This is a genomic window from Rahnella victoriana (genome assembly GCF_004330295.1).
Lineage (GTDB): Bacteria > Pseudomonadota > Gammaproteobacteria > Enterobacterales > Enterobacteriaceae > Rahnella > Rahnella victoriana.
On sequence record NZ_SJOJ01000002.1, the window covers coordinates 58911 to 77149 of the forward strand.

The following is an 18239-nucleotide window of genomic DNA, read 5'->3' on the forward strand; positions in this document are numbered from 1 at the left end:
CGACGTTGCCAACGATCTTCTGTTACGAGGATTTTCTTACGCGCAGGTACCATTCACACAGCAGGCGTACCTGTTTGCGTGTGTATCCTTTCTCCATCATTCTGTCGACAAAATCATCATGTTTTTTCTGTTCATCGGTCGACGTCTTGGCGTTAAACGAGATAACCGGCAGTAATTCCTCGGTATTTGAGAACATTTTTTTCTCAATCACCGTGCGTAGTTTCTCGTAACTGGTCCAGTTTGGATTGCGGCCGCTGTTATTGGCGCGAGCACGCAGCACGAAGTTGACGATTTCGTTGCGGAAATCTTTTGGATTGCTGATCCCGGCCGGTTTTTCGATCTTTTCCAGCTCAGCATTCAGCGCTTCACGGTCAAACAACTGACCGGTATCCGGGTCGCGGTATTCCTGATCCTGGATCCAGAAGTCAGCGTAGGTGACATAACGGTCGAAAATGTTTTGTCCGTATTCTGAATAGGATTCCAGATAAGCCGTCTGGATCTCTTTGCCGATGAACTCAGCGTATTTCGGGATCAGATAGCCTTTCAGGTGCTCCAGATATTTCTCAGCGATGTCCTGCGGGAACTGTTCGCGCTCGATCTGCTGTTCCAGCACATAGAACAGATGAACCGGGTTGGCGGCCACTTCGGCATGGTCAAAGTTAAACACGCGGGAGAGGATTTTAAACGCGAAACGCGTCGACAGCCCGTTCATGCCCTCATCCACGCCCGCATAATCGCGATATTCCTGGTAGGACTTGGCTTTCGGGTCGGTATCTTTCAGGCTTTCACCGTCATACACCCGCATTTTGGAATAGCTGCTGGAGTTTTCCGGCGTTTTCAGACGCGAGAGGATCGAGAAACGCGCGAGCGTTTCCAGCGTTCCCGGGGCGCATGGCGCATGAGAAAGCTCACTGTTGCTGAGCAGTTTGTCGTAGATTTTCATCTCTTCCGACACGCGCAGGCAGTAAGGCACTTTCACGATGTACACGCGGTCAAGGAAGGCTTCATTATTCTTATTGTTACGGAACGTCACCCACTCAGATTCGTTAGAGTGCGCCAGAATAATGCCGTTGAACGGCAGGGCGGAAATACCTTCGGTACCGTTATAGTTACCTTCCTGCGTCGCTGTCAGTAACGGGTGCAGTACTTTAATCGGGGCCTTGAACATCTCCACGAATTCCATCACGCCCTGGTTTGCACGGCACAGTGCACCGGAATATCCGTAGGCATCAGGATCGTTTTGCGCGTGGTTTTCCAGTTTACGGATATCCACTTTCCCGACCAGCGCTGAGATGTCCTGGTTGTTTTCATCGCCGGGTTCTGTTTTGGCGATGGCAATTTGTTCGAGGATCGACGGCCAGACTTTCACGACTTTGAACCTGGTGATGTCGCCACCGAATTCATGCAGACGTTTTGCCGCCCATGGCGACATGATGGTGCCGAGATAGCGCGGAGGAATGTTGTATTCTTTATCGAGAATATGCGCATCTTCCTGCGGGTTGAACAGGCACAGAGGATGATCGTTTACCGGGCTGCGTTCGCCGTTGGCGCTCAGCACATAAATCGGTACGCGTTGCATCAGGGATTTCAGCCGTTCGGCCAGAGATGATTTACCGCCGCCCACCGGGCCCAGTAAATAAAGGATTTGTTTCTTTTCTTCCAGACCCTGCGCGGCGTGTTTCAGGTAGGAGACAATCTGTTCGATAGCCTCTTCCATGCCGTAAAATTCTTCAAATGCAGGGTAACGTGCAACAACACGGTTCGAGAATAAACGCGACAGGCGTGGTTCAAGCGCGGTATCTACCATCACTGGTTCACCGATGGCCATCAACAGACGTTCCGCCGCATTGACATAAGCACTGCGATCTTGCCGTGCAATGGTAAGAAATTCCTGCAGTGTGAACTCTTCGTCCTTGGCAGCCTCATAGCGCTGGCGATAGTGGTCAAATATGTTCATACGATGCCCGTCCTTCGTTATTTTACCCTTCGTCCCCGGAACCGCCGACTGGCTGCAATTCCAATGAGTTGGGTATAGCACAGGTTAATGAGAGCTTTTTTCAGCGCCCCCGGAAGAAAGATCTCCCACCTGAATACAGCAACCCTTATGCCAACTTGCAGAACCCCTTCAAAGCCGACAGATGCGATGATTTGTTCACTGTCAGACCCGGTGGGATGGGCAACCGTTCAGGCTAAGTCTTTCATCTATTTATAAGCGTAGTTTGGCATTAAGAAAATTTCCTCTATGCGTTTGCGGTTTTTTAAGTCATATCAATGACTCAGTTATCAGGAATGCTCTGAAAAGCCTTGCAGGACGTGCTTTGCAGAGCGGAAGTTGTTTCTTTAGTCATTTTTATTTCATATTTTGCAGTTAAATTGTGCGATCGACCCGGTTTTTCTGGATATGTCTTTTCATAGACCCAGATTTGCTAAGCGCGACGTTTACGGTTCATTTACACTAGCGGCGATTTTTTACTTAATGGAATTAAGACAATGAAAAAAATTACTCTTAAAACACTGTCCATCGTGGGCGCGGCAGTGATTTGCAGCCATGCTGCTGTTGCGGGAACCTGGCAGGTCGGTGGTTCCGCGCTGGTCGCCCCTGATCCGTACCGTGGCAATAACGACCACGTTTATCCCGTGCCGATCATCAATTACGACAATGATGACTTCTACTTCCACACCCTGATGGCGGGTTACTATTTGTGGAATGACGATGCGAACAAACTGAGCATCACCGCCAGCTATTTCCCGTTAACCTTCGACCCGAGTGACAGCGATGACAAGCGCATGAAGCGTCTGGACAAACGTCACTCCACCCTGATGGCGGGTCTGGCCTATTCTCATAACGCTGAGTGGGGTACGATTCGCGCCAGCTTTAACGCGGACACCCTTGATACCAGTAACGGTATGACCGCTGATCTGGGTTATCTGTATGCGATCAAAGGGTCTAACTGGGCCGTGGTACCAGGTTTTGGTGTGACCTGGTTCAGCTCGAATCTCAACGATTATTATTATGGCGTGACCAAAGACGAATCGCGTCGCAGTGGTTTCCACAGCTATTCTGCAGACGACAGTTTCAGCCCGTACGTTGAAGTTTCCGCGAAATACAATTTCACGCCTGCATGGCAGGGCTTCGTAACGGGCCGCTATCTGCGCCTCGGCAGTGAAGTGACTGACAGCCCGATCATCGAAAAAGACTGGACGGGTGTACTGTGGACAGGTGTTACCTACACCTTCTGATGCAATGCACCGTCAGAGTGAATGAGTTGCACATTAATGGGGCGTTTCGCCCCATTTGCACATTTATAGATCATCAGATATTGCAGTCATAACCCAACCGGAGGAAACAGATGAAAGCGAACACCGTGCAATTCCCCGACGGCAGGACCGTACCCGCAATCGGACAAGGTACCTGGTATATGGGAGAGCGAAACAGTGACATTCGCTCTGAAGTGAAAGCCTTGCAGCAGGGGCTGGATGCCGGTATGACCCTGATCGATACCGCAGAAATGTACGCCGATGGCGGCGCGGAAAGGGTGGTCGGAGAGGCCATCGCCGGACGTCGGGATGAGGTTTTTCTGGTATCAAAAGTGTACCCGCACCATGCCGGTGGCGCGAAAGCGATCGCCGCCTGTGAGCAAAGCCTGAAAAGATTACAGACAGATTGTATAGACCTGTACCTGTTGCACTGGCGTGGTTCGATTCCGTTACATGACACCGTGGCGGCGATGGAAAAATTGCAGCAGTCCGGCAAAATCCGTCGCTGGGGCGTGTCGAATCTCGATACTGACGAGATGCAGGCGCTGTGGAAAATCCCCGGCGGCAATGAATGCATGACCAACCAGGTGTTGTATCACGCAGCGGCCCGTGGGATCGAATTCGACCTGCTGCCGTGGTGTGAAGAGCACAGCGTACCGGTGATGGCGTATTGTCCTCTCGCACAGGCAGGTAAGTTACGCCACGACGTGCTGACCGCACCGGTGATGCTGGATATCGCCCAGGCACGCGGTGTCAGCAGTTCACAGATTGCGCTGGCCTGGGTAATACGCTCCGGTAACGTGATCGCCATTCCCAAAGCGGTACAGCCCCGGCATGTAAAAGATAATGCGGCGGCGCTGACGCTCAGCCTGACGGCAGATGAAATCGCACGCATTGATGCCGCGTTCCCGGCGCCACGCCATAAAATGCCGCTGGATATGGTCTGAAGTCTCTCCGCTTCCTATCTGCCATCAGACGACAAAAAGGGGCCTTCCGGCCCCTTTGTCATGCGCGCTGCAAACTACTTACGGAGGGAGAAAGTCACCGCCAGACGTGCAGGTGCTGCATGGGTAGACACATGTTTGTGGGAAACTTGTGCCGTTTCAACGCAGACCATGGTTTTGTAACCGTCGTCCGGCATATCCGCCATGCTGACTGACAGGGCAGAACCCGGGTTCCACGCAACCACGTCAGAATTGTTTTCATGTGCGACAACCAGCGTACGTTTCAGTACCGGGTCAACGATTTCGCTGGTGGCCTGCGGCTGGGTGTAAATGCGGTCAGTTTGGCCGGTGAAGGTCAGATCACCCGTTTCCTGCTTGGCTTTTGCGCCATCGACTTTATCGATAAAGTTGTTGCCCAGACCTTTTATGCTGACATCCGCGATATCGCCAATGTTGAAATAAGTGTGAAGGGCGCTGTTGGCTTCGAAATCACCGGTAGATTCCAGCTCAATATGGCAGGTTTCCCCCAGTGAAAAACGTGCGCTCAGCGTGAACTCATGTGGCCAGAGAGCCAGTGTTTCAGGAGAGCTTTTCAGCGTTAAGGTAAGAACGACGCCTTCGTCATTTTCTTTATGGTCAGTCAGTTCCCATGGAAGATTACGGGCGAAACCATGTGAAGGCTGACCCGCCGGACCGAACCACGGCCAGCAAATTGGAATGCCACCACGGATCGCGACGCCTTCTTTGAACGCACTGGCGCTGCTCATCCACAGCACAGGTTCTTCACCTTCAGGCTGCCATAACAACAGGTGCGCGCCTTGCAGGGCAATTGCGGCACGAACTTTCGGATGGGTGACAACGAGCACCGGCAGTTCGTCAATCTGACGCTGGCTGACGGAGGTAGAGATTTGGTTTACGACCGGAAGAGAAAAGAGTTGTTCTGTCATTATCTAAAGTCCTGTCAGGGTTAAACAATTACGATTTACAACCAAGACTACACATGAACCAAACCTGTCTGTTTGATCGCACTCATGTGCTGATAAAAAAGTGCATCCGACAGAAAGCAAAAGGGCGACTTGCGTCGCCCTTCAATCAGTTCATTCACATAACCAATTATTTGGAAACGTGAGCGATCAGATCCAATACTTTGTTTGAGTAGCCAGTTTCGTTGTCGTACCAGGAAACCAGTTTCACAAAGTTGTCGTTCAGCGCGATACCTGCTTTCGCATCAAATACGGAAGTCAGTTTTTCGCCGTTGAAGTCGGTAGAAACTACGTCGTCTTCGGTGTAACCCAGAACGCCTTTCAGGTCGCCTGCTTCAGAAGCTGCTTTGATCACTGCGCAGATTTCTTTGTAAGAAGCTGGTTTTTCCAGACGTGCAGTCAGGTCAACAACAGAAACGTTAGGGGTAGGAACGCGGAACGCCATACCGGTCAGTTTACCGTTCAGAGCCGGGATAACTTTACCTACTGCTTTAGCAGCACCGGTAGAAGAAGGGATGATGTTCTGGGATGCGCCGCGGCCGCCGCGCCAGTCTTTGTGAGACGGGCCATCAACAGTTTTCTGAGTTGCGGTAGTTGCATGAACAGTGGTCATCAGCGCTTCAACGATACCGAAGTTGTCGTTGATCACTTTAGCCAGTGGTGCCAGGCAGTTAGTGGTGCAAGATGCGTTAGAAACGATTTCCTGACCTGCGTATTCTTTATGGTTAACACCCATAACGAACATTGGCGTGTTGTCTTTAGAAGGGCCAGTCAGAACAACTTTTTTAGCGCCTGCAGCGATGTGCTTACGAGCAGTCGCATCATCCAGGAACAGACCAGTCGCTTCAGCCACAACGTCAACGTTAACTTCGTTCCATTTCAGGTTAGCTGGGTCACGCTCAGCGGTAACACGGATGGTTTTGCCGTTAACAACCAGGTGACCGTCTTTAACTTCAACAGTACCGTTGAAACGACCATGAGTTGAGTCGTACTTCAGCATGTATGCCATGTAGTCCGCGTCTAACAGATCGTTGATTGCTACGATCTCGATGTCAGAACGTTCTTGAGCAGCACGGAAAACAATGCGACCGATACGGCCAAAACCGTTGATACCTACTTTGATAGTCATATATTCCACCAGCTATTTTTTTAGTGAATAAAAGGTTGGTTGTAAAATTACAAAAACCTTGCTGAGCGTCAAGCGGAATCGTGTCAATTATTGCTGTAAGTCAAAGCGACGACCTACTGTTGCTCGCTTATTGCACGTTCCGTTTTTTTAATCGGCTCACAACCACATGGGGGCGAAAAACTGAATATAAAGTACCGGAAGAACAGGAGTGTGATCGCCATCACAAGTTGGAGCAGGGTAACGCCGATGCCATACAGTTTAGGACAAAACAGACAGACCTGTTGTTAATTTTTTGTTATTATAAACTGTTATTTTAGTTGATTTTTATATTCGTCAGAGAACGAGAATCATGAGCATTGAAGCCAAATCTTCCTCTACCCTTGAGCAACTCACTGAAATACAACGTTATGTCACGCAGGAACACGGAACAGAGCCTCCGTACTCTGGAAAGTTGCTGCACAACCGCCGCGAAGGGCTTTATCATTGCGTGGTGTGTGACTCGGCGCTGTTCTACTCCGATACCAAATACGATTCCGGCTGTGGCTGGCCAAGTTTTTATCAGCCCGTGACCCCTGATGCGATTAAATATCTTACTGATAAGTCGCATAATATGGCGCGTGTCGAGGTTCGCTGTGCCCGCTGTAACGCGCATTTAGGGCATGTTTTCCCCGATGGCCCGAAACCGACGGGCGAACGTTACTGTGTAAACTCGGCCTCGATGAGTTTCACCGACGGTCAGAATGGCGGGAAAACCACCGGTTAAGCCGCCAGAAAATGATGTTGTAATCTAACCGACAAAATCGATTCAGCTATTATTCAAAACCGCTTGAATAATAGTGATGAACACAAGGTGCTCAGATGGAAATTAATCAACTTATTGATGTGATGACGCCGGAAATCTACGCACGTCTCGCGCAGGCTGTCGAACTCGGTAAATGGCCGGACGGTGTCGCCCTGACGCCGGAACAAAAAGAGCACAGCCTGCAGGCCGTGATGCTGTATCAGTCGCGTCACAACGTCGATGCCCAGCATATGAGCATCGGCACGGACGGACAGATCGTCACCAAAAGTAAGCAGGAACTGAAACAGCAGTTTGCGCAGGACACGCTGATCAAACTCAAACCTGAGTGAACCCCGCAGGTGCAAAAAAGGGCGCTGAGCCGCGCCTTTAAAATTGATGTTAATCCACTTAAAAAGGAATTTACCCTAAATTCTTATCAGCCTATGGACATCAATTTAACCGGCTTCATCCCCGCATTACTTCCCGTTGCGCTTTCCCCCGGTGCGAGTTTCACGCTTGCCATGAACAGTGCACTGTCAGGTGGACGGAAAGGGCTTCTAAAGACGCTCACCGGCACGGCTCTCGGAATATATACCCATGCCATCCTTATCGGGCTTGGCATCACGTCACTGCTTGTGGCTTCTCCGACGCTTTTCAATATTCTGAAAATAGCCGGCACGGTTTATCTGCTTTGGCTCGGCATCCAGCTTATCCGCAGTGGCCTCAGCGCACGTGCAATGGTGTTCGACGGCAGCGGCGGCGCGGTGACGTTGAAAGAGGCCTGGATCGCGAATGTACTCAACCCGAAAGCCATCCTGTTTTACCTGACTGTGGTGTCGCAATTTGCGGGCAGCCAGGGAGAGATCGGGCATTATATGATTCTGGCGAGTGTGCACATTGCAGTGATGTCTGTGTGGCTTATCACCCTCAGTCAGACGCTTGTTTTCTCTGCCAGCAAGATGAACACTCGGACCCTGAAAAAGATAGTGAACGTTGCGGGCGGGGGAATGCTGGTTGTTTTTGCGTTGAGTAGTTTTCTGCATTGAAGTGGTGGGCTGGTTAAAGATTTTGCTGCTCTTTGTCGTCCTGCTATTTCTTTAGCAGGACGACAAAATTCACGCCGTCACCGCCCCGGACGTACTCACCTTCACACCTGCAACCCGCATCGCTTCAACCGCTTGTGCGCTGTCTTGTGGCTTTAAGTTCACACCCCGACAGCCATCGGTCAGCAACGTCACCTGATAACCCAGTTCCAGGGCGTCAAGCACAGTGAATTTTACGCAGTAATCCGTCGCCAGCCCCATCACATACAAATGCGTGATCTGCGCGGCTTTCAGCCAGTCATTCAGCACGGTGGCGGCGCGGTGGCCGTTGTCGTAAAAGGCGCTGTAACTGTCAATGTCCGGATTGGTGCCTTTCTGCACCACAAAATCTACCAGCGGCAGTTTCAGCGCCGGGTGAAATTCTGCGCCCGGTTCGTGCTGGACGCAGTGAACCGGCCACCAGACCTGTGGCAAACCGTTCAGATCCCCCAGCGTCCAGGGTTCGGCGTGGGAATTCGCGGCGAAACTGCGATGTCCGGCCGGATGCCAGTCCTGAGACGCCAGCACGGGGATGTCATGGCTTTTACACCACGCCATCATCTGATTGGCGACCGCAATCGTGGCATCGCCGTCAGTCACCGCCAGCGCACCGCCGTGACAAAAATCGTTTTGCAGATCGACCAGCAACAACGCAGATTTCATAATGCCCCTTATTTATTCGGTCAGTTCGCCACGCAGGTTTTGCTGCATCAGTTCGCGGATTTCTTCCGGCGTATGTGACTGGCTGAGCAGGTAATGCAGCTTGGTCAGCGCCGCTTCCACGGTCATATCAAAGCCGCTGATCACGCCGGAATGTGCGAGGGCGTTACCGGTGGCATATCCCCCCATATTGACGCGCCCTGAAATACATTGCGTCAGGTTAACCACCACAATGCCGCGCTCTGAGGCGTCTTTCAGCACTTTCAGCAGATCGCCTTTTTGTGGTGCGTTGCCGACGCCGTAGGAGCGCAGGATCAGCGCTTTCACCGGCTGCATCAGGAAATTCTGTACCACTTCGGCAGAAATGCCCGGATAAATCGTCACCACGCCGATAGGTTGCGGCGTAATGTGGTGCACTTTCAGTTTAGCGGCAGGGACTTCCGGCAGTGATGGCGTGGAAAGACGGCGGATGTGGATCCCGGCTTCCAGCAGCGGCGAAAGGTTCGGTGAGGCAAAGGCATCGAAACCATCGGCGTGTGCTTTAGTGCTGCGGTTGCCGCGATACAGACGGTTGTTGAAGAACAGGGTGACTTCGTTGACCGGATGGTTCGCCGCGATATACAGCGAGTTCAGCAGGTTGATTTGTCCGTCAGAACGCAGGGCTTCGAGCGGAATCTGTGACCCTGTCACAATGACCGGCTTGCTCAGGTTTTCAAGCATAAAGGAGAGTGCGGATGCGGTAAACGCCATGGTGTCCGTGCCATGCAGGATGACGAAACCGTCGTACTCGTCGTAATGCGCCTGAATATCGTCGGCAATGTGTTGCCAGTCTTCAGGCGTCATGTCGGAGGAATCCATCAGTGGCGCGTATTCTTTGATGGTAAATTCAGGCATCTCAGGGCGGTGGAATTCAGGCATCAGCGCCAGCTGGCGCTGCAAATGGCCGGAAACCGGAATGTAACCCTGTTCAGAACGTTGCATACCAATGGTGCCGCCGGTATAGGCAACGTAAATAGATTTTTTAGTCATTGAAGATGTTCTTTTTTTAGAAAGGTGAAAGCCACTCCGCTAAGTATAAAGGCTTATCTGCAGGTGTCCCACCCTAAAAAAGCCCGACGTTCTCAGTGAGAAGCGTCGGGCTGTGCATTCCGGTGAATCTTTATGCCAAATCGGGATGTTACTTCACGTCACCACAGGTCAGGCAAAGTGCGTAACGGTTTTGCGGATCGTTCATGTTGCTGAACAGGTCGGCCTGTGATTTCAGCTCCATCGCCATCTTGCTGACTGGCTCAGGCAGATAGGCCTGAATCGCCGCTGGCAACATCGCATGAACAGACGCGCTCACTTGCGAGAACAGCAGATCAGCCAGACCGGGTTCGCTGACATACCAGTTCAGTTGCCATTTTGGCAGTTTCGCCAGATCCGCCGCTTTCTTCACCGCGTCATCGAAATCGCCCAGTTCATCCACCAGACCGTTGGCTTTGGCATCAGAGCCGAGCCACACATGCCCCTGTGCAATCTGATCAATCTGTTCAGGCGTTTTATGACGGGAATCCGCCACCAGACCGAGGAAGGTTTTATAACCGTTCTCGATGTTCAGCTGCATCATCTGGGAGAACTCCGGCGGCAGCGCTTTGGTGGACGCAATATCCGCCAGCGGTGACGTCGCCACACCGTCGGTATGCACACCGGCGTAATCCAGCGTGTCCTGATAAGTGTTGATCACGCCGAAGATACCGATGGAGCCGGTGAGGGTGCTCGGGCTGGCGATGATGTAGTTAGCTGGCGTGGAGATCCAGTAACCGCCGGAAGCCGCCATGCCGCCCATAGAAACCACCACCGGTTTGCCTGCAGCTTTGGCCGCAGCCAGTTCGGAGCGGATCACTTCAGATGCGCTGACGCTGCCGCCAGGGCTGTTGACGCGCAGGACAATCGCTTTCACCTTCGGATCCAGACGGGCCTCACGAATTTGCTGTGCCGTGGTGTCGCCACCGACTGCACCCGGCTGTTCTTCACCGTCGTTGATTGCGCCCGTCGCGAAGATCACGGCGATTTGCGGATCGTTATTGTCCGGTTTTGGTTTCGGCGAGTAATCGTAAATGCTGGTGTAATTAAAGTCTTTGGTGGTTTTGTTCCAGCCAAAGGCTTTCACCATCTCGTTGTCCGCTTCGGTGCGTGATGCCAGCGCATCCACCAGTTTGGTTTTCAGCGCGTATTGCGCCATATCGCCACCGGTGGCCTGCATACCGGCCAGCACGCCCGCCGCGCCCGGGAACAATTGTTCAGGGGTGATCTGACGGTTAGCGGAAACGGTATTGAGATAGTTGGTCCACAATCCGCCAATCCAGCGGCTGTCAGCTTCGCGGGCGGCAGGGGACATATCATCACGGATCAACGGTTCTACGGCGGATTTATAGGTACCGACGCGGAAGATATTGGTGGTGACTTTCAGCTTATCCAGCAACGATTTGTAATAGAGATTGTTCGTGGCAAAACCGTGCAGATCGACCGCGCCCTGTGGCGACAGATAGATTTTATTGGCATAGCTGGCCAGATAGTATTGCGACTGATTATAGCTGTCGCCGATGGCATACACCGGTTTGCCTGCGTCGCGGAATTCGCGCAGTGCTTTGCCGATATATTGCATGGATGACTGGTCAGTACCGGTGAAATCGGTCAGTTGTAACACGATACCGGTGACGTCTTTATCATCTTTCGCGGCACGGATGGTATCGACTAAATCAAACAGCGAGTTTTCCTGCAAACGGCTGCTTGAGGTGCCGAGCAATTCGCGGCCCCACTGACGGACTTTATTATTGACCGACGGCTTGTCAACCACGGAACCACTGAGATCAACCAGCAGCGCACCTTTGGTCGTTTCCACCGGTTTGTCCTGCACGGCGTACCAGATGCCGACACCGGCCAGAATGATCAGAATAAGAAATACGTTGAGAATAAATTCTCTGACGAAATTAAGAAGACGCCAGGTCCACTTAAAAAAACCGGCGATAATTCGCCACAATGTGCGCATGGTCTCTCCAACAAGACGGATAAGTCCCGCTATCCTAATGACCTGCCGGAAAAATGTCAGCTTTAAATCATGTCAGGATTTGGCAGTGATGCATTATCTGAAAGCCATGTGTACGTTGGAAAAAGGCGTTACGCTTATGTTAACGTAATCCAAATAGCCCTTATTCTCAGGAGAACATCATGGATGCTTTGGACTTATTACTTAACCGCCGTTCTGCTTCCCGTCTGGCTGCTCCTGCACCGGCGGGCGAAGCGCTGCAAAACATCATTCATGCCGGTATGCGCGCGCCGGATCATGGGGCATTACAGCCGTGGCGGTTTGTGATTGCTGAAAACGACGGCCTGACCCGTTTCAGTGAAGTGCTGCGTGCAGCGGCTATTAAAGACGGCGCGGATGAAAAAGCCATTGAAAAGGCCACGCAGGCGCCATTACGTGCGCCACAAATCATTACCGTGATCGCCACCTGCAAAGACAGCCCGAAAGTGCCGCAGTGGGAGCAACTGCTGTCTGCCGGATGTGCGGTTCACGCCATGCAGATGGCCGCGCTGGCGCAGGGCTTTAACGGCATCTGGCGCACCGGCGCCTGGACCGACCATGCGGATGTGCGCCAGGCATTCAAATGCGGTGAAAACGACAAAATCGTCGGATTCCTCTACCTCGGCACGCCACAGCTGAAAGCCAGCCTGCAGGTGATCCCGGCCGACAGCACCCCTTTCGTCAGCCACTTCTAAATCCTGGCAGCACATTTATTAACCGGTTTTAATCGGCGTTTTCCGATTAAACCGGTTTTTTGCTGCCATAATGAGCGACTGCTGTCTCAGAAGCTTCTAACCGTCTTACTAATTACGCCGCCAGCGGCTAACATAGCCACCTCTGCATGATGAGGACGTAGTGAAATGAAGGATGGGACAATGGAAATCTCTGTAGCGATCACACCGCAAACGGGTGCATGTTGATGCGTCTGTTCATTGCCGAAAAACCCAGCCTTGCCCGCGCCATCGCGGATGTCCTGCCGAAACCTCATCGTCGCGGCGACGGTTATATTGCCTGTGGTAACGATCAGGTGGTGACCTGGTGCGTCGGTCACTTACTCGAACAGGCGCAGCCCGACGCCTACGACAGCCGCTTTGCGCGCTGGTCGCTGGCCGATCTGCCGATCATTCCGGAAAAGTGGCAACTTCAGCCGCGCTCTTCTGTCGCCAAACAACTCAACGTCATCAAACGTTTGCTGCTCGAAGCGACGCAGGTCGTCCACGCCGGTGACCCGGATCGCGAAGGGCAACTTCTGGTGGATGAAGTGCTCGATTACCTCGAACTGACGCCGGAAAAACGGCAGGCGACCCAACGCTGCCTGATTAACGATCTTAACCCGCAGGCCGTCGAACGTGCCATTGACCGCCTGCGTGACAACCGCGACTTTATTCCGCTGTGTGTGTCCGCGCTGGCCCGTGCCCGCGCCGACTGGCTGTATGGCATCAACATGACCCGCGCCTACACCATTCTCGGGCGTAATGCCGGTTACAACGGCGTGCTGTCCGTTGGCCGCGTGCAAACGCCGGTGCTCGGGCTGGTGGTGCGGCGTGATGAAGACATCGAAAACTTCATCCCGAAAGATTTCTTTGAAGTGAAAGCGCATATCGTGACGCCTGCCGAAGAGCGTTTTGTGGCGCTGTGGCAGCCGAGCGATTCCTGCGAGCCGTATCAGGATGAAGAAGGGCGTTTGCTGCACCGTCCGCTGGCCGATCATGTGGTGGCGCGCATTGCCGGGCAACCGGCGATGGTCACCGGCTATAATGATAAACGTGAGAACGACATCGCGCCGCTGCCGTTTTCGCTCTCCACTTTGCAGATTGAAGGCTCGAAAGCCTTTGGTCTCAGCGCCCAGCAGATCCTCGATATCTGCCAGAAATTATACGAAACGCACAAATTGATTACGTATCCGCGTTCGGATAGCCGATACCTGCCAGAGGAGCATTTTGCCGGGCGTCATGCCGTCATCAACGCCATCGGCATTCACCGGCCTGATCTGATGCCGCAACCGGTGGTGGATACCGATATACGCAACCGGTGCTGGGACGACAAAAAGGTGGATGCGCACCATGCGATTATCCCGACGGCGCGCAGCAGCAACGTCAACCTGACCGACGATGAACGCAAGATTTATGGTCTGGTGGCGCGACAATATCTGATGCAATTCTGCCCTGATGCGGTTTACCGCAAATGCGTGATCGACCTGGATATCGCGGGCGGTAAATTTATCGCCAAGGCGCGTTTTCTGGCCGAAGCGGGCTGGCGCACCTTACTGGGCAGTAAAGAACGCGACGAGGAAAACGAAGGCACGCCGCTGCCGGTGGTCGCCAAAGGTGACGAACTGCTGTGTGAACGCGGGGAAGTGGTTGAACGTCAGACTCAGCCGCCACGGCCTTTTACCGACGCCACATTGCTTTCAGCCATGACCGGTATTGCGCGTTTTGTGCAGGATAAAGAGTTGAAAAAAATTCTGCGCGCGACCGACGGGCTGGGTACGGAGGCCACACGTGCCGGGATTATCGAGTTGCTGTTCCGCCGCGAATTTTTGTATAAAAAAGGGCGCTACATTCATTCCAGCGACACCGGCCGCGCGCTGATCCATTCGCTGCCGGACATTGCCGCGCGCCCTGATATGACCGCTGACTGGGAATCCACGCTGACGCGTATCAGTGAAAAGAGCTGCCGTTATCAGGACTTTATGCAACCGCTGGTCGCCACGTTGCAGAATCTCATCATACAGGCCAAAACGAACCGCGTGTCTTCGGCTTTCCGCAGCCTGCCTTCCAAACCGGCGGGGGGCGCAGCGAAAAGCAAAAGCGCCCCTAAACGACGCAAAGCGAGCACCAAAGGGAAGGAAGCAAACAGTGATGAAAAACGTATTGATGAATAACCTGCTGATGGCATTGCTGGCAGGCTGCGCGCTGCTGGCGGTACCGGCCATGGCGAACCGCAGCAATATTGGCAACGGTGCGGATGTCGTGGTGCCGTTGCCGCCGCAGATCTGGGAGAACAGCGGCAACAACAATAACAGCGCGCCGACCTGCCACAATTGCTGTATCTACAACAATCAGAGTTACAGCGAGGGGGCGGTGGTCACCGCTGACAGCGTGGTATTACAGTGCTCACGCGATCCGAATGTGGTGGGTACCAATGAACTCAAATGGGAAGTGTTAAAGAAATAACGCTTTCTGAAACGTGACTGAAACGTGAAAAAAAGGCGCGGAACGGGAAACCTTCCGCGCCTTTTTATTTACCGCGAGGATGACGGGGTGGATTTCGTCAGATACGCATTGATCAGCGGAATATCTGCCGGAGCCAGTTCAAACGAACGCACCTCATCCGGCGAAACCCAGCAGTATTCTGAGTGACACTGTAACGTTATCACGCCGCTGAAGCCGCTGACCCGCCAGCCATGCAAACGGATTAACCGCGCCGGTTGCTGCCTCACGCTGGTGGCGATGAACTCTTCCACCGTCGCCGTAATGCCCATTTCTTCCTGCAACTCGCGCACCAGTGCGGCGGGCTGAGTTTCTCCGGCTTCGACTTTTCCGCCGGGAAATTCCCACAAACCGGCCTGATCGCCGGACGCATCCCGACGGGCGAGCAGCAATTTGCCTTCCCGCTCGATCAGGGCGGCGACCACGTCAATCGTCTTCATGGTCATTATTTCAGGTCGAACGTTGCCCAGATTGGCGCATGATCAGAAGGCTTTTCCATGGCGCGGATATCGTAATCAATACCGGTTGCGGTACAGCGCGCGGCCAGCGGTGTGCTTGCCATGATCAGATCGATACGCAGCCCCCGGTTTTCATCGAAGCCGCGTGAACGGTAATCAAACCACGAGAATTTGTCGGCAGTTTCAGGGTTCGCGGCGCGGAAGGTATCGATCAGACCCCAGCCTTTCAGGCGATCCATCCATTCACGTTCTTCCGGCAGGAAAGAACATTTGCCGGTGCGCAGCCAGCGTTTACGGCTGTCTTCGCCGATACCGATATCCAGATCCGTCGGGCTGATATTCACGTCACCCATCACTACTACCGGATTACTCACGGACAAACTGGTGGTCAGGTAATCCTGCAAATCGCGATAAAACTTCTCTTTGGCCGGGAACTTGGTCGGATGGTCGCGGCTTTCGCCCTGCGGGAAGTAGCCGTTGATCACCGTCAGAATGCCCTGCGGTGTCTCGATATCGGTCATGATGATCCGGCGCTGAGACTCTTCGTCATCACCCGGGAAACCACGGCGTACAGCCACCGGTTCCTGCTTCGTCAGCATGGCAACGCCGTAATGGCCTTTCTGGCCGTGATAAAACACGTGATAACCGTGCTGGCTGACTTCTTCCAGCGGGAACATGTCGTCATGCACCTTGGTTTCCTGCAAACCAATTACGTCAGGCTGGTGCTGTTCGATAATGGCGGCAAGCTGATGCGGACGTGCGCGCAATCCGTTGATATTAAAGGAGACGAACTTCATAGTCGGGAACCATTTGGCGATGAAATCAGAAGGGCGATAGTAGCAGAAAAAGGGCGAAGTGAGAAACCGGCATCCGCCTGTTGCTGCCAGCAGAAATCACTGTGACAGCGCAAGGCATGCAGGATCATCATGACAGCCGGATATCTGCCAGCGAATTATTTTGTCAACTTTTCGTGACAGTCTCTTCTTCCGGTGTACATGAAAGAGTATTATGCCTGCAGCGATTTCCGCACCGGCAGAAAAAGGTCAACACTGATGCGTCTGGAAGTTTTTTGCGAAGACCGCCTGGGTCTCACCCGTGAACTCCTCGATTTACTGGTTTTACGCAGTATTGATTTACGCGGGATCGAGATTGCCTCGATCGGCCGCATTTACCTGAATTTTTCCCAACTGGATTTTGATACTTTTCGCGCCCTGATGGCTGAAATCCGCCGTATCGATGGCGTGACCGATGTCCGTACCGTGTCTTTCCTGCCTTCCGAACGGGAGCATCGCGCACTGCGCGCGTTACTGGTTTCCATGCCGGAACCGGTTTTTTCCATTGATATGAAAGGCAAAGTCGAGCAGGCCAACCCGGCCGCGCTGGCATTGTTTGAACTCGATGAAGACAAAATCCGCAATGTAACCGCGGCCAGCTTGATCACCGGTTACAACGTCACGCGCTGGCTGGAAAGCGGCAACGCGCAACCGCATACCGAGCGCATTGTGATCCGCAGTCAGGATTTCCTGATGGATCTCACGCCGATCCGCATTGATAACGAAGACCAGCAAGGCGAAATCGCCGGTGCCGTGGTGATGCTGAAATCGGCGGCCCGTATGGGACGTCAGTTGCAGGATCTGACGGTGAACGATGACAGCGAGTTTGACCACATCGTGGCGGTCAGCACGAAAATGCGTCATGTGCTGGATCAGGCACGTAAACTCGCCATGCTGGATGCGCCGCTGTTGATTGTCGGCGACACCGGCACCGGGAAAGATTTGCTGGCTCACGCCTGCCATCTGCGCAGCGCACGCGGTAAAAAGCCGTTCCTCGGCCTCAACTGTGCGTCACTGCCGGATGACGTGGTGGAAAGCGAACTGTTCGGCTATGCCGCAGGGGCCTATCCGAATGCCCTTGAGGGCAAAAAAGGCTTCTTCGAACAGGCTAACGGCGGTTCGGTGCTGCTTGATGAAATCGGTGAGATGTCGCCGAGAATGCAGATCAAACTGCTGCGCTTCCTCAATGACGGCACTTTCCGTCGCGTGGGTGAAGAGCATGAAGTGAAAGTGGATGTCCGGGTGATGTGCGCCACGCAGAAAAATCTGGTGGAACTGGTGCAGCGCGGTGAATTCCGTGAAGACTTGTATTACCGCCTGAACGTGCTGAGCCTGACGCTGCCGCCGCTGCGTGACCGTCCTGCGGATGTGATGCCGCTGACCGAATTGTTTGTGGCGCGCTTCTCTGATGAACAGGGCATGCCGCGTCCGAAACTGTCCCCGCAACTGGCGAATTACCTGACGCATTACGGCTGGCCGGGCAATGTCCGTCAGCTGAAAAACGCCATTTATCGTGCGCTGACTCAACTGGAAGGCGGCGAGCTGCGTCCGCAGGATATCGTGCTGCCGGACTTCGACGCCGAAGTGACGATAGGTGAAGAAGCGCTGAACGGCTCGCTGGACGACATCAGCAAACGTTTCGAACGCTCGGTGCTGACCCGTCTTTACCGCACTTATCCAAGTACGCGTAAACTGGCGAAACGTCTGGGCGTGTCGCATACGGCTATCGCCAACAAACTCCGCGAATACGGTCTCAGCAGCCGTCGCGGTGAAACGGGTGAAAGCGAAGAATAATTCGCGTCTCAGGAAGAGCGCCCAATAAAAAAGCAACG

The 18239-nt window shown here is 53.3% G+C and carries 17 protein-coding genes; 9 read left to right on the forward strand and 8 right to left on the reverse strand.

What is annotated here, in order from left to right; all coding sequences use genetic code 11:
- Positions 1–22: 22 nt before the first annotated feature.
- Entirely contained in the window at positions 23–1957 is a 1935-nt protein-coding gene (yeaG, locus tag EYY67_RS02115; RefSeq protein WP_095921875.1) for a protein kinase YeaG, read from the reverse strand.
- A 533-nt stretch (positions 1958–2490) separates the two neighbouring features.
- On the opposite strand from yeaG, the gene EYY67_RS02120 reads away from it, so the two are divergent.
- A complete protein-coding gene (locus EYY67_RS02120; protein WP_131692711.1) occupies positions 2491–3240 on the forward strand; it encodes a MipA/OmpV family protein in 750 nt (249 codons plus the stop codon).
- A 110-nt stretch (positions 3241–3350) separates the two neighbouring features.
- Complete coding sequence (locus tag EYY67_RS02125) at positions 3351–4205, forward strand: aldo/keto reductase (RefSeq protein ID WP_131692712.1); 855 nt, start codon at positions 3351–3353, stop codon at positions 4203–4205.
- 74 nt (positions 4206–4279) lie between these two features.
- Here EYY67_RS02125 and EYY67_RS02130 read toward each other — a convergent pair whose 3' ends face one another.
- Entirely contained in the window at positions 4280–5149 is an 870-nt protein-coding gene (locus tag EYY67_RS02130) for a D-hexose-6-phosphate mutarotase (RefSeq protein ID WP_095921878.1), read from the reverse strand.
- Positions 5150–5315: 166 nt separating this feature from the next.
- Entirely contained in the window at positions 5316–6314 is a 999-nt protein-coding gene (gene gapA / locus EYY67_RS02135; RefSeq protein ID WP_165497932.1) for a glyceraldehyde-3-phosphate dehydrogenase, read from the reverse strand.
- Positions 6315–6663: 349 nt separating this feature from the next.
- Here gapA and msrB point away from each other — a divergent pair, with 349 nt between their 5' ends.
- The 3 genes from msrB to EYY67_RS02150 all read left to right on the forward strand — a co-directional run bounded on the left by msrB (position 6664) and on the right by EYY67_RS02150 (position 8141).
- A complete protein-coding gene (msrB, locus tag EYY67_RS02140) occupies positions 6664–7077 on the forward strand; it encodes a peptide-methionine (R)-S-oxide reductase MsrB (RefSeq protein WP_131692714.1) in 414 nt (137 codons plus the stop codon).
- A 95-nt stretch (positions 7078–7172) separates the two neighbouring features.
- Complete coding sequence (locus tag EYY67_RS02145) at positions 7173–7445, forward strand: YeaC family protein (RefSeq protein ID WP_013575364.1); 273 nt, start codon at positions 7173–7175, stop codon at positions 7443–7445.
- Between the two features lie 93 nt (positions 7446–7538).
- Positions 7539–8141, forward strand: a complete 603-nt coding sequence (locus tag EYY67_RS02150) for a LysE family translocator (protein WP_131692817.1) — start codon at positions 7539–7541, stop codon at positions 8139–8141.
- A 69-nt stretch (positions 8142–8210) separates the two neighbouring features.
- Here EYY67_RS02150 and pncA read toward each other — a convergent pair whose 3' ends face one another.
- From pncA to sppA, 3 genes are all read right to left on the reverse strand, one after another.
- Positions 8211–8840, reverse strand: coding sequence for a bifunctional nicotinamidase/pyrazinamidase (pncA, locus tag EYY67_RS02155; RefSeq protein WP_131692715.1), 630 nt, complete (start codon positions 8838–8840; stop codon positions 8211–8213).
- Between the two features lie 12 nt (positions 8841–8852).
- Entirely contained in the window at positions 8853–9866 is a 1014-nt protein-coding gene (gene ansA / locus EYY67_RS02160; RefSeq protein WP_095921882.1) for an asparaginase, read from the reverse strand.
- A 148-nt stretch (positions 9867–10014) separates the two neighbouring features.
- Positions 10015–11868, reverse strand: a complete 1854-nt coding sequence (gene sppA / locus EYY67_RS02165; RefSeq protein WP_131692716.1) for a signal peptide peptidase SppA — start codon at positions 11866–11868, stop codon at positions 10015–10017.
- Positions 11869–12047: 179 nt separating this feature from the next.
- Here sppA and EYY67_RS02170 point away from each other — a divergent pair, with 179 nt between their 5' ends.
- From EYY67_RS02170 to EYY67_RS02180, 3 genes are all read left to right on the forward strand, one after another.
- Positions 12048–12599, forward strand: coding sequence for an NAD(P)H nitroreductase (locus EYY67_RS02170; RefSeq protein WP_131692717.1), 552 nt, complete (start codon positions 12048–12050; stop codon positions 12597–12599).
- Positions 12600–12823: 224 nt separating this feature from the next.
- Complete coding sequence (locus EYY67_RS02175) at positions 12824–14788, forward strand: DNA topoisomerase III (protein ID WP_165497933.1); 1965 nt, start codon at positions 12824–12826, stop codon at positions 14786–14788.
- Positions 14766–15080, forward strand: a complete 315-nt coding sequence (locus tag EYY67_RS02180) for a DUF1496 domain-containing protein (protein ID WP_119827168.1) — start codon at positions 14766–14768, stop codon at positions 15078–15080. Before EYY67_RS02175 ends, EYY67_RS02180 begins: the two co-directional genes overlap by 23 nt.
- A 68-nt stretch (positions 15081–15148) precedes the next feature.
- Here EYY67_RS02180 and EYY67_RS02185 read toward each other — a convergent pair whose 3' ends face one another.
- Both EYY67_RS02185 and xthA read right to left on the reverse strand, forming a co-directional pair.
- The gene (locus tag EYY67_RS02185) at positions 15149–15562 is read right to left on the reverse strand and encodes a pyrimidine (deoxy)nucleoside triphosphate diphosphatase (RefSeq protein WP_131692718.1); all 414 of its coding nucleotides are present in this window, start codon (positions 15560–15562) and stop codon (positions 15149–15151) included.
- A complete protein-coding gene (xthA, locus tag EYY67_RS02190) occupies positions 15562–16371 on the reverse strand; it encodes an exodeoxyribonuclease III (protein WP_119827164.1) in 810 nt (269 codons plus the stop codon). The genes EYY67_RS02185 and xthA overlap by 1 nt, the downstream gene beginning before the upstream one ends.
- 255 nt (positions 16372–16626) lie before the next feature.
- On the opposite strand from xthA, the gene tyrR reads away from it, so the two are divergent.
- Complete coding sequence (gene tyrR / locus EYY67_RS02195; protein ID WP_095925130.1) at positions 16627–18201, forward strand: transcriptional regulator TyrR; 1575 nt, start codon at positions 16627–16629, stop codon at positions 18199–18201.
- Positions 18202–18239 lie beyond the last annotated feature (38 nt).

Bases quoted from the DNA above. Each gene is read 5' to 3' on its own strand.
- gapA (WP_165497932.1), bottom strand. From the start codon at position 6,314: ATGACTATCAAAGTAGGTATCAACGGTTTTGGCCGTATCGGTCGCATT.
- yeaG (WP_095921875.1), bottom strand. From the start codon at position 1,957: ATGAACATATTTGACCACTATCGCCAGCGCTATGAGGCTGCCAAGGAC.
- EYY67_RS02150 (WP_131692817.1), top strand. From the start codon at position 7,539: ATGGACATCAATTTAACCGGCTTCATCCCCGCATTACTTCCCGTTGCG.
- xthA (WP_119827164.1), bottom strand. From the start codon at position 16,371: ATGAAGTTCGTCTCCTTTAATATCAACGGATTGCGCGCACGTCCGCAT.
- EYY67_RS02170 (WP_131692717.1), top strand. From the start codon at position 12,048: ATGGATGCTTTGGACTTATTACTTAACCGCCGTTCTGCTTCCCGTCTG.
- EYY67_RS02145 (WP_013575364.1), top strand. From the start codon at position 7,173: ATGGAAATTAATCAACTTATTGATGTGATGACGCCGGAAATCTACGCA.
- msrB (WP_131692714.1), top strand. From the start codon at position 6,664: ATGAGCATTGAAGCCAAATCTTCCTCTACCCTTGAGCAACTCACTGAA.
- tyrR (WP_095925130.1), top strand. From the start codon at position 16,627: ATGCGTCTGGAAGTTTTTTGCGAAGACCGCCTGGGTCTCACCCGTGAA.
- ansA (WP_095921882.1), bottom strand. From the start codon at position 9,866: ATGACTAAAAAATCTATTTACGTTGCCTATACCGGCGGCACCATTGGT.
- EYY67_RS02120 (WP_131692711.1), top strand. From the start codon at position 2,491: ATGAAAAAAATTACTCTTAAAACACTGTCCATCGTGGGCGCGGCAGTG.
- EYY67_RS02175 (WP_165497933.1), top strand. From the start codon at position 12,824: ATGCGTCTGTTCATTGCCGAAAAACCCAGCCTTGCCCGCGCCATCGCG.
- EYY67_RS02125 (WP_131692712.1), top strand. From the start codon at position 3,351: ATGAAAGCGAACACCGTGCAATTCCCCGACGGCAGGACCGTACCCGCA.
- pncA (WP_131692715.1), bottom strand. From the start codon at position 8,840: ATGAAATCTGCGTTGTTGCTGGTCGATCTGCAAAACGATTTTTGTCAC.
- EYY67_RS02180 (WP_119827168.1), top strand. From the start codon at position 14,766: ATGAAAAACGTATTGATGAATAACCTGCTGATGGCATTGCTGGCAGGC.
- sppA (WP_131692716.1), bottom strand. From the start codon at position 11,868: ATGCGCACATTGTGGCGAATTATCGCCGGTTTTTTTAAGTGGACCTGG.
- EYY67_RS02185 (WP_131692718.1), bottom strand. From the start codon at position 15,562: ATGACCATGAAGACGATTGACGTGGTCGCCGCCCTGATCGAGCGGGAA.
- EYY67_RS02130 (WP_095921878.1), bottom strand. From the start codon at position 5,149: ATGACAGAACAACTCTTTTCTCTTCCGGTCGTAAACCAAATCTCTACC.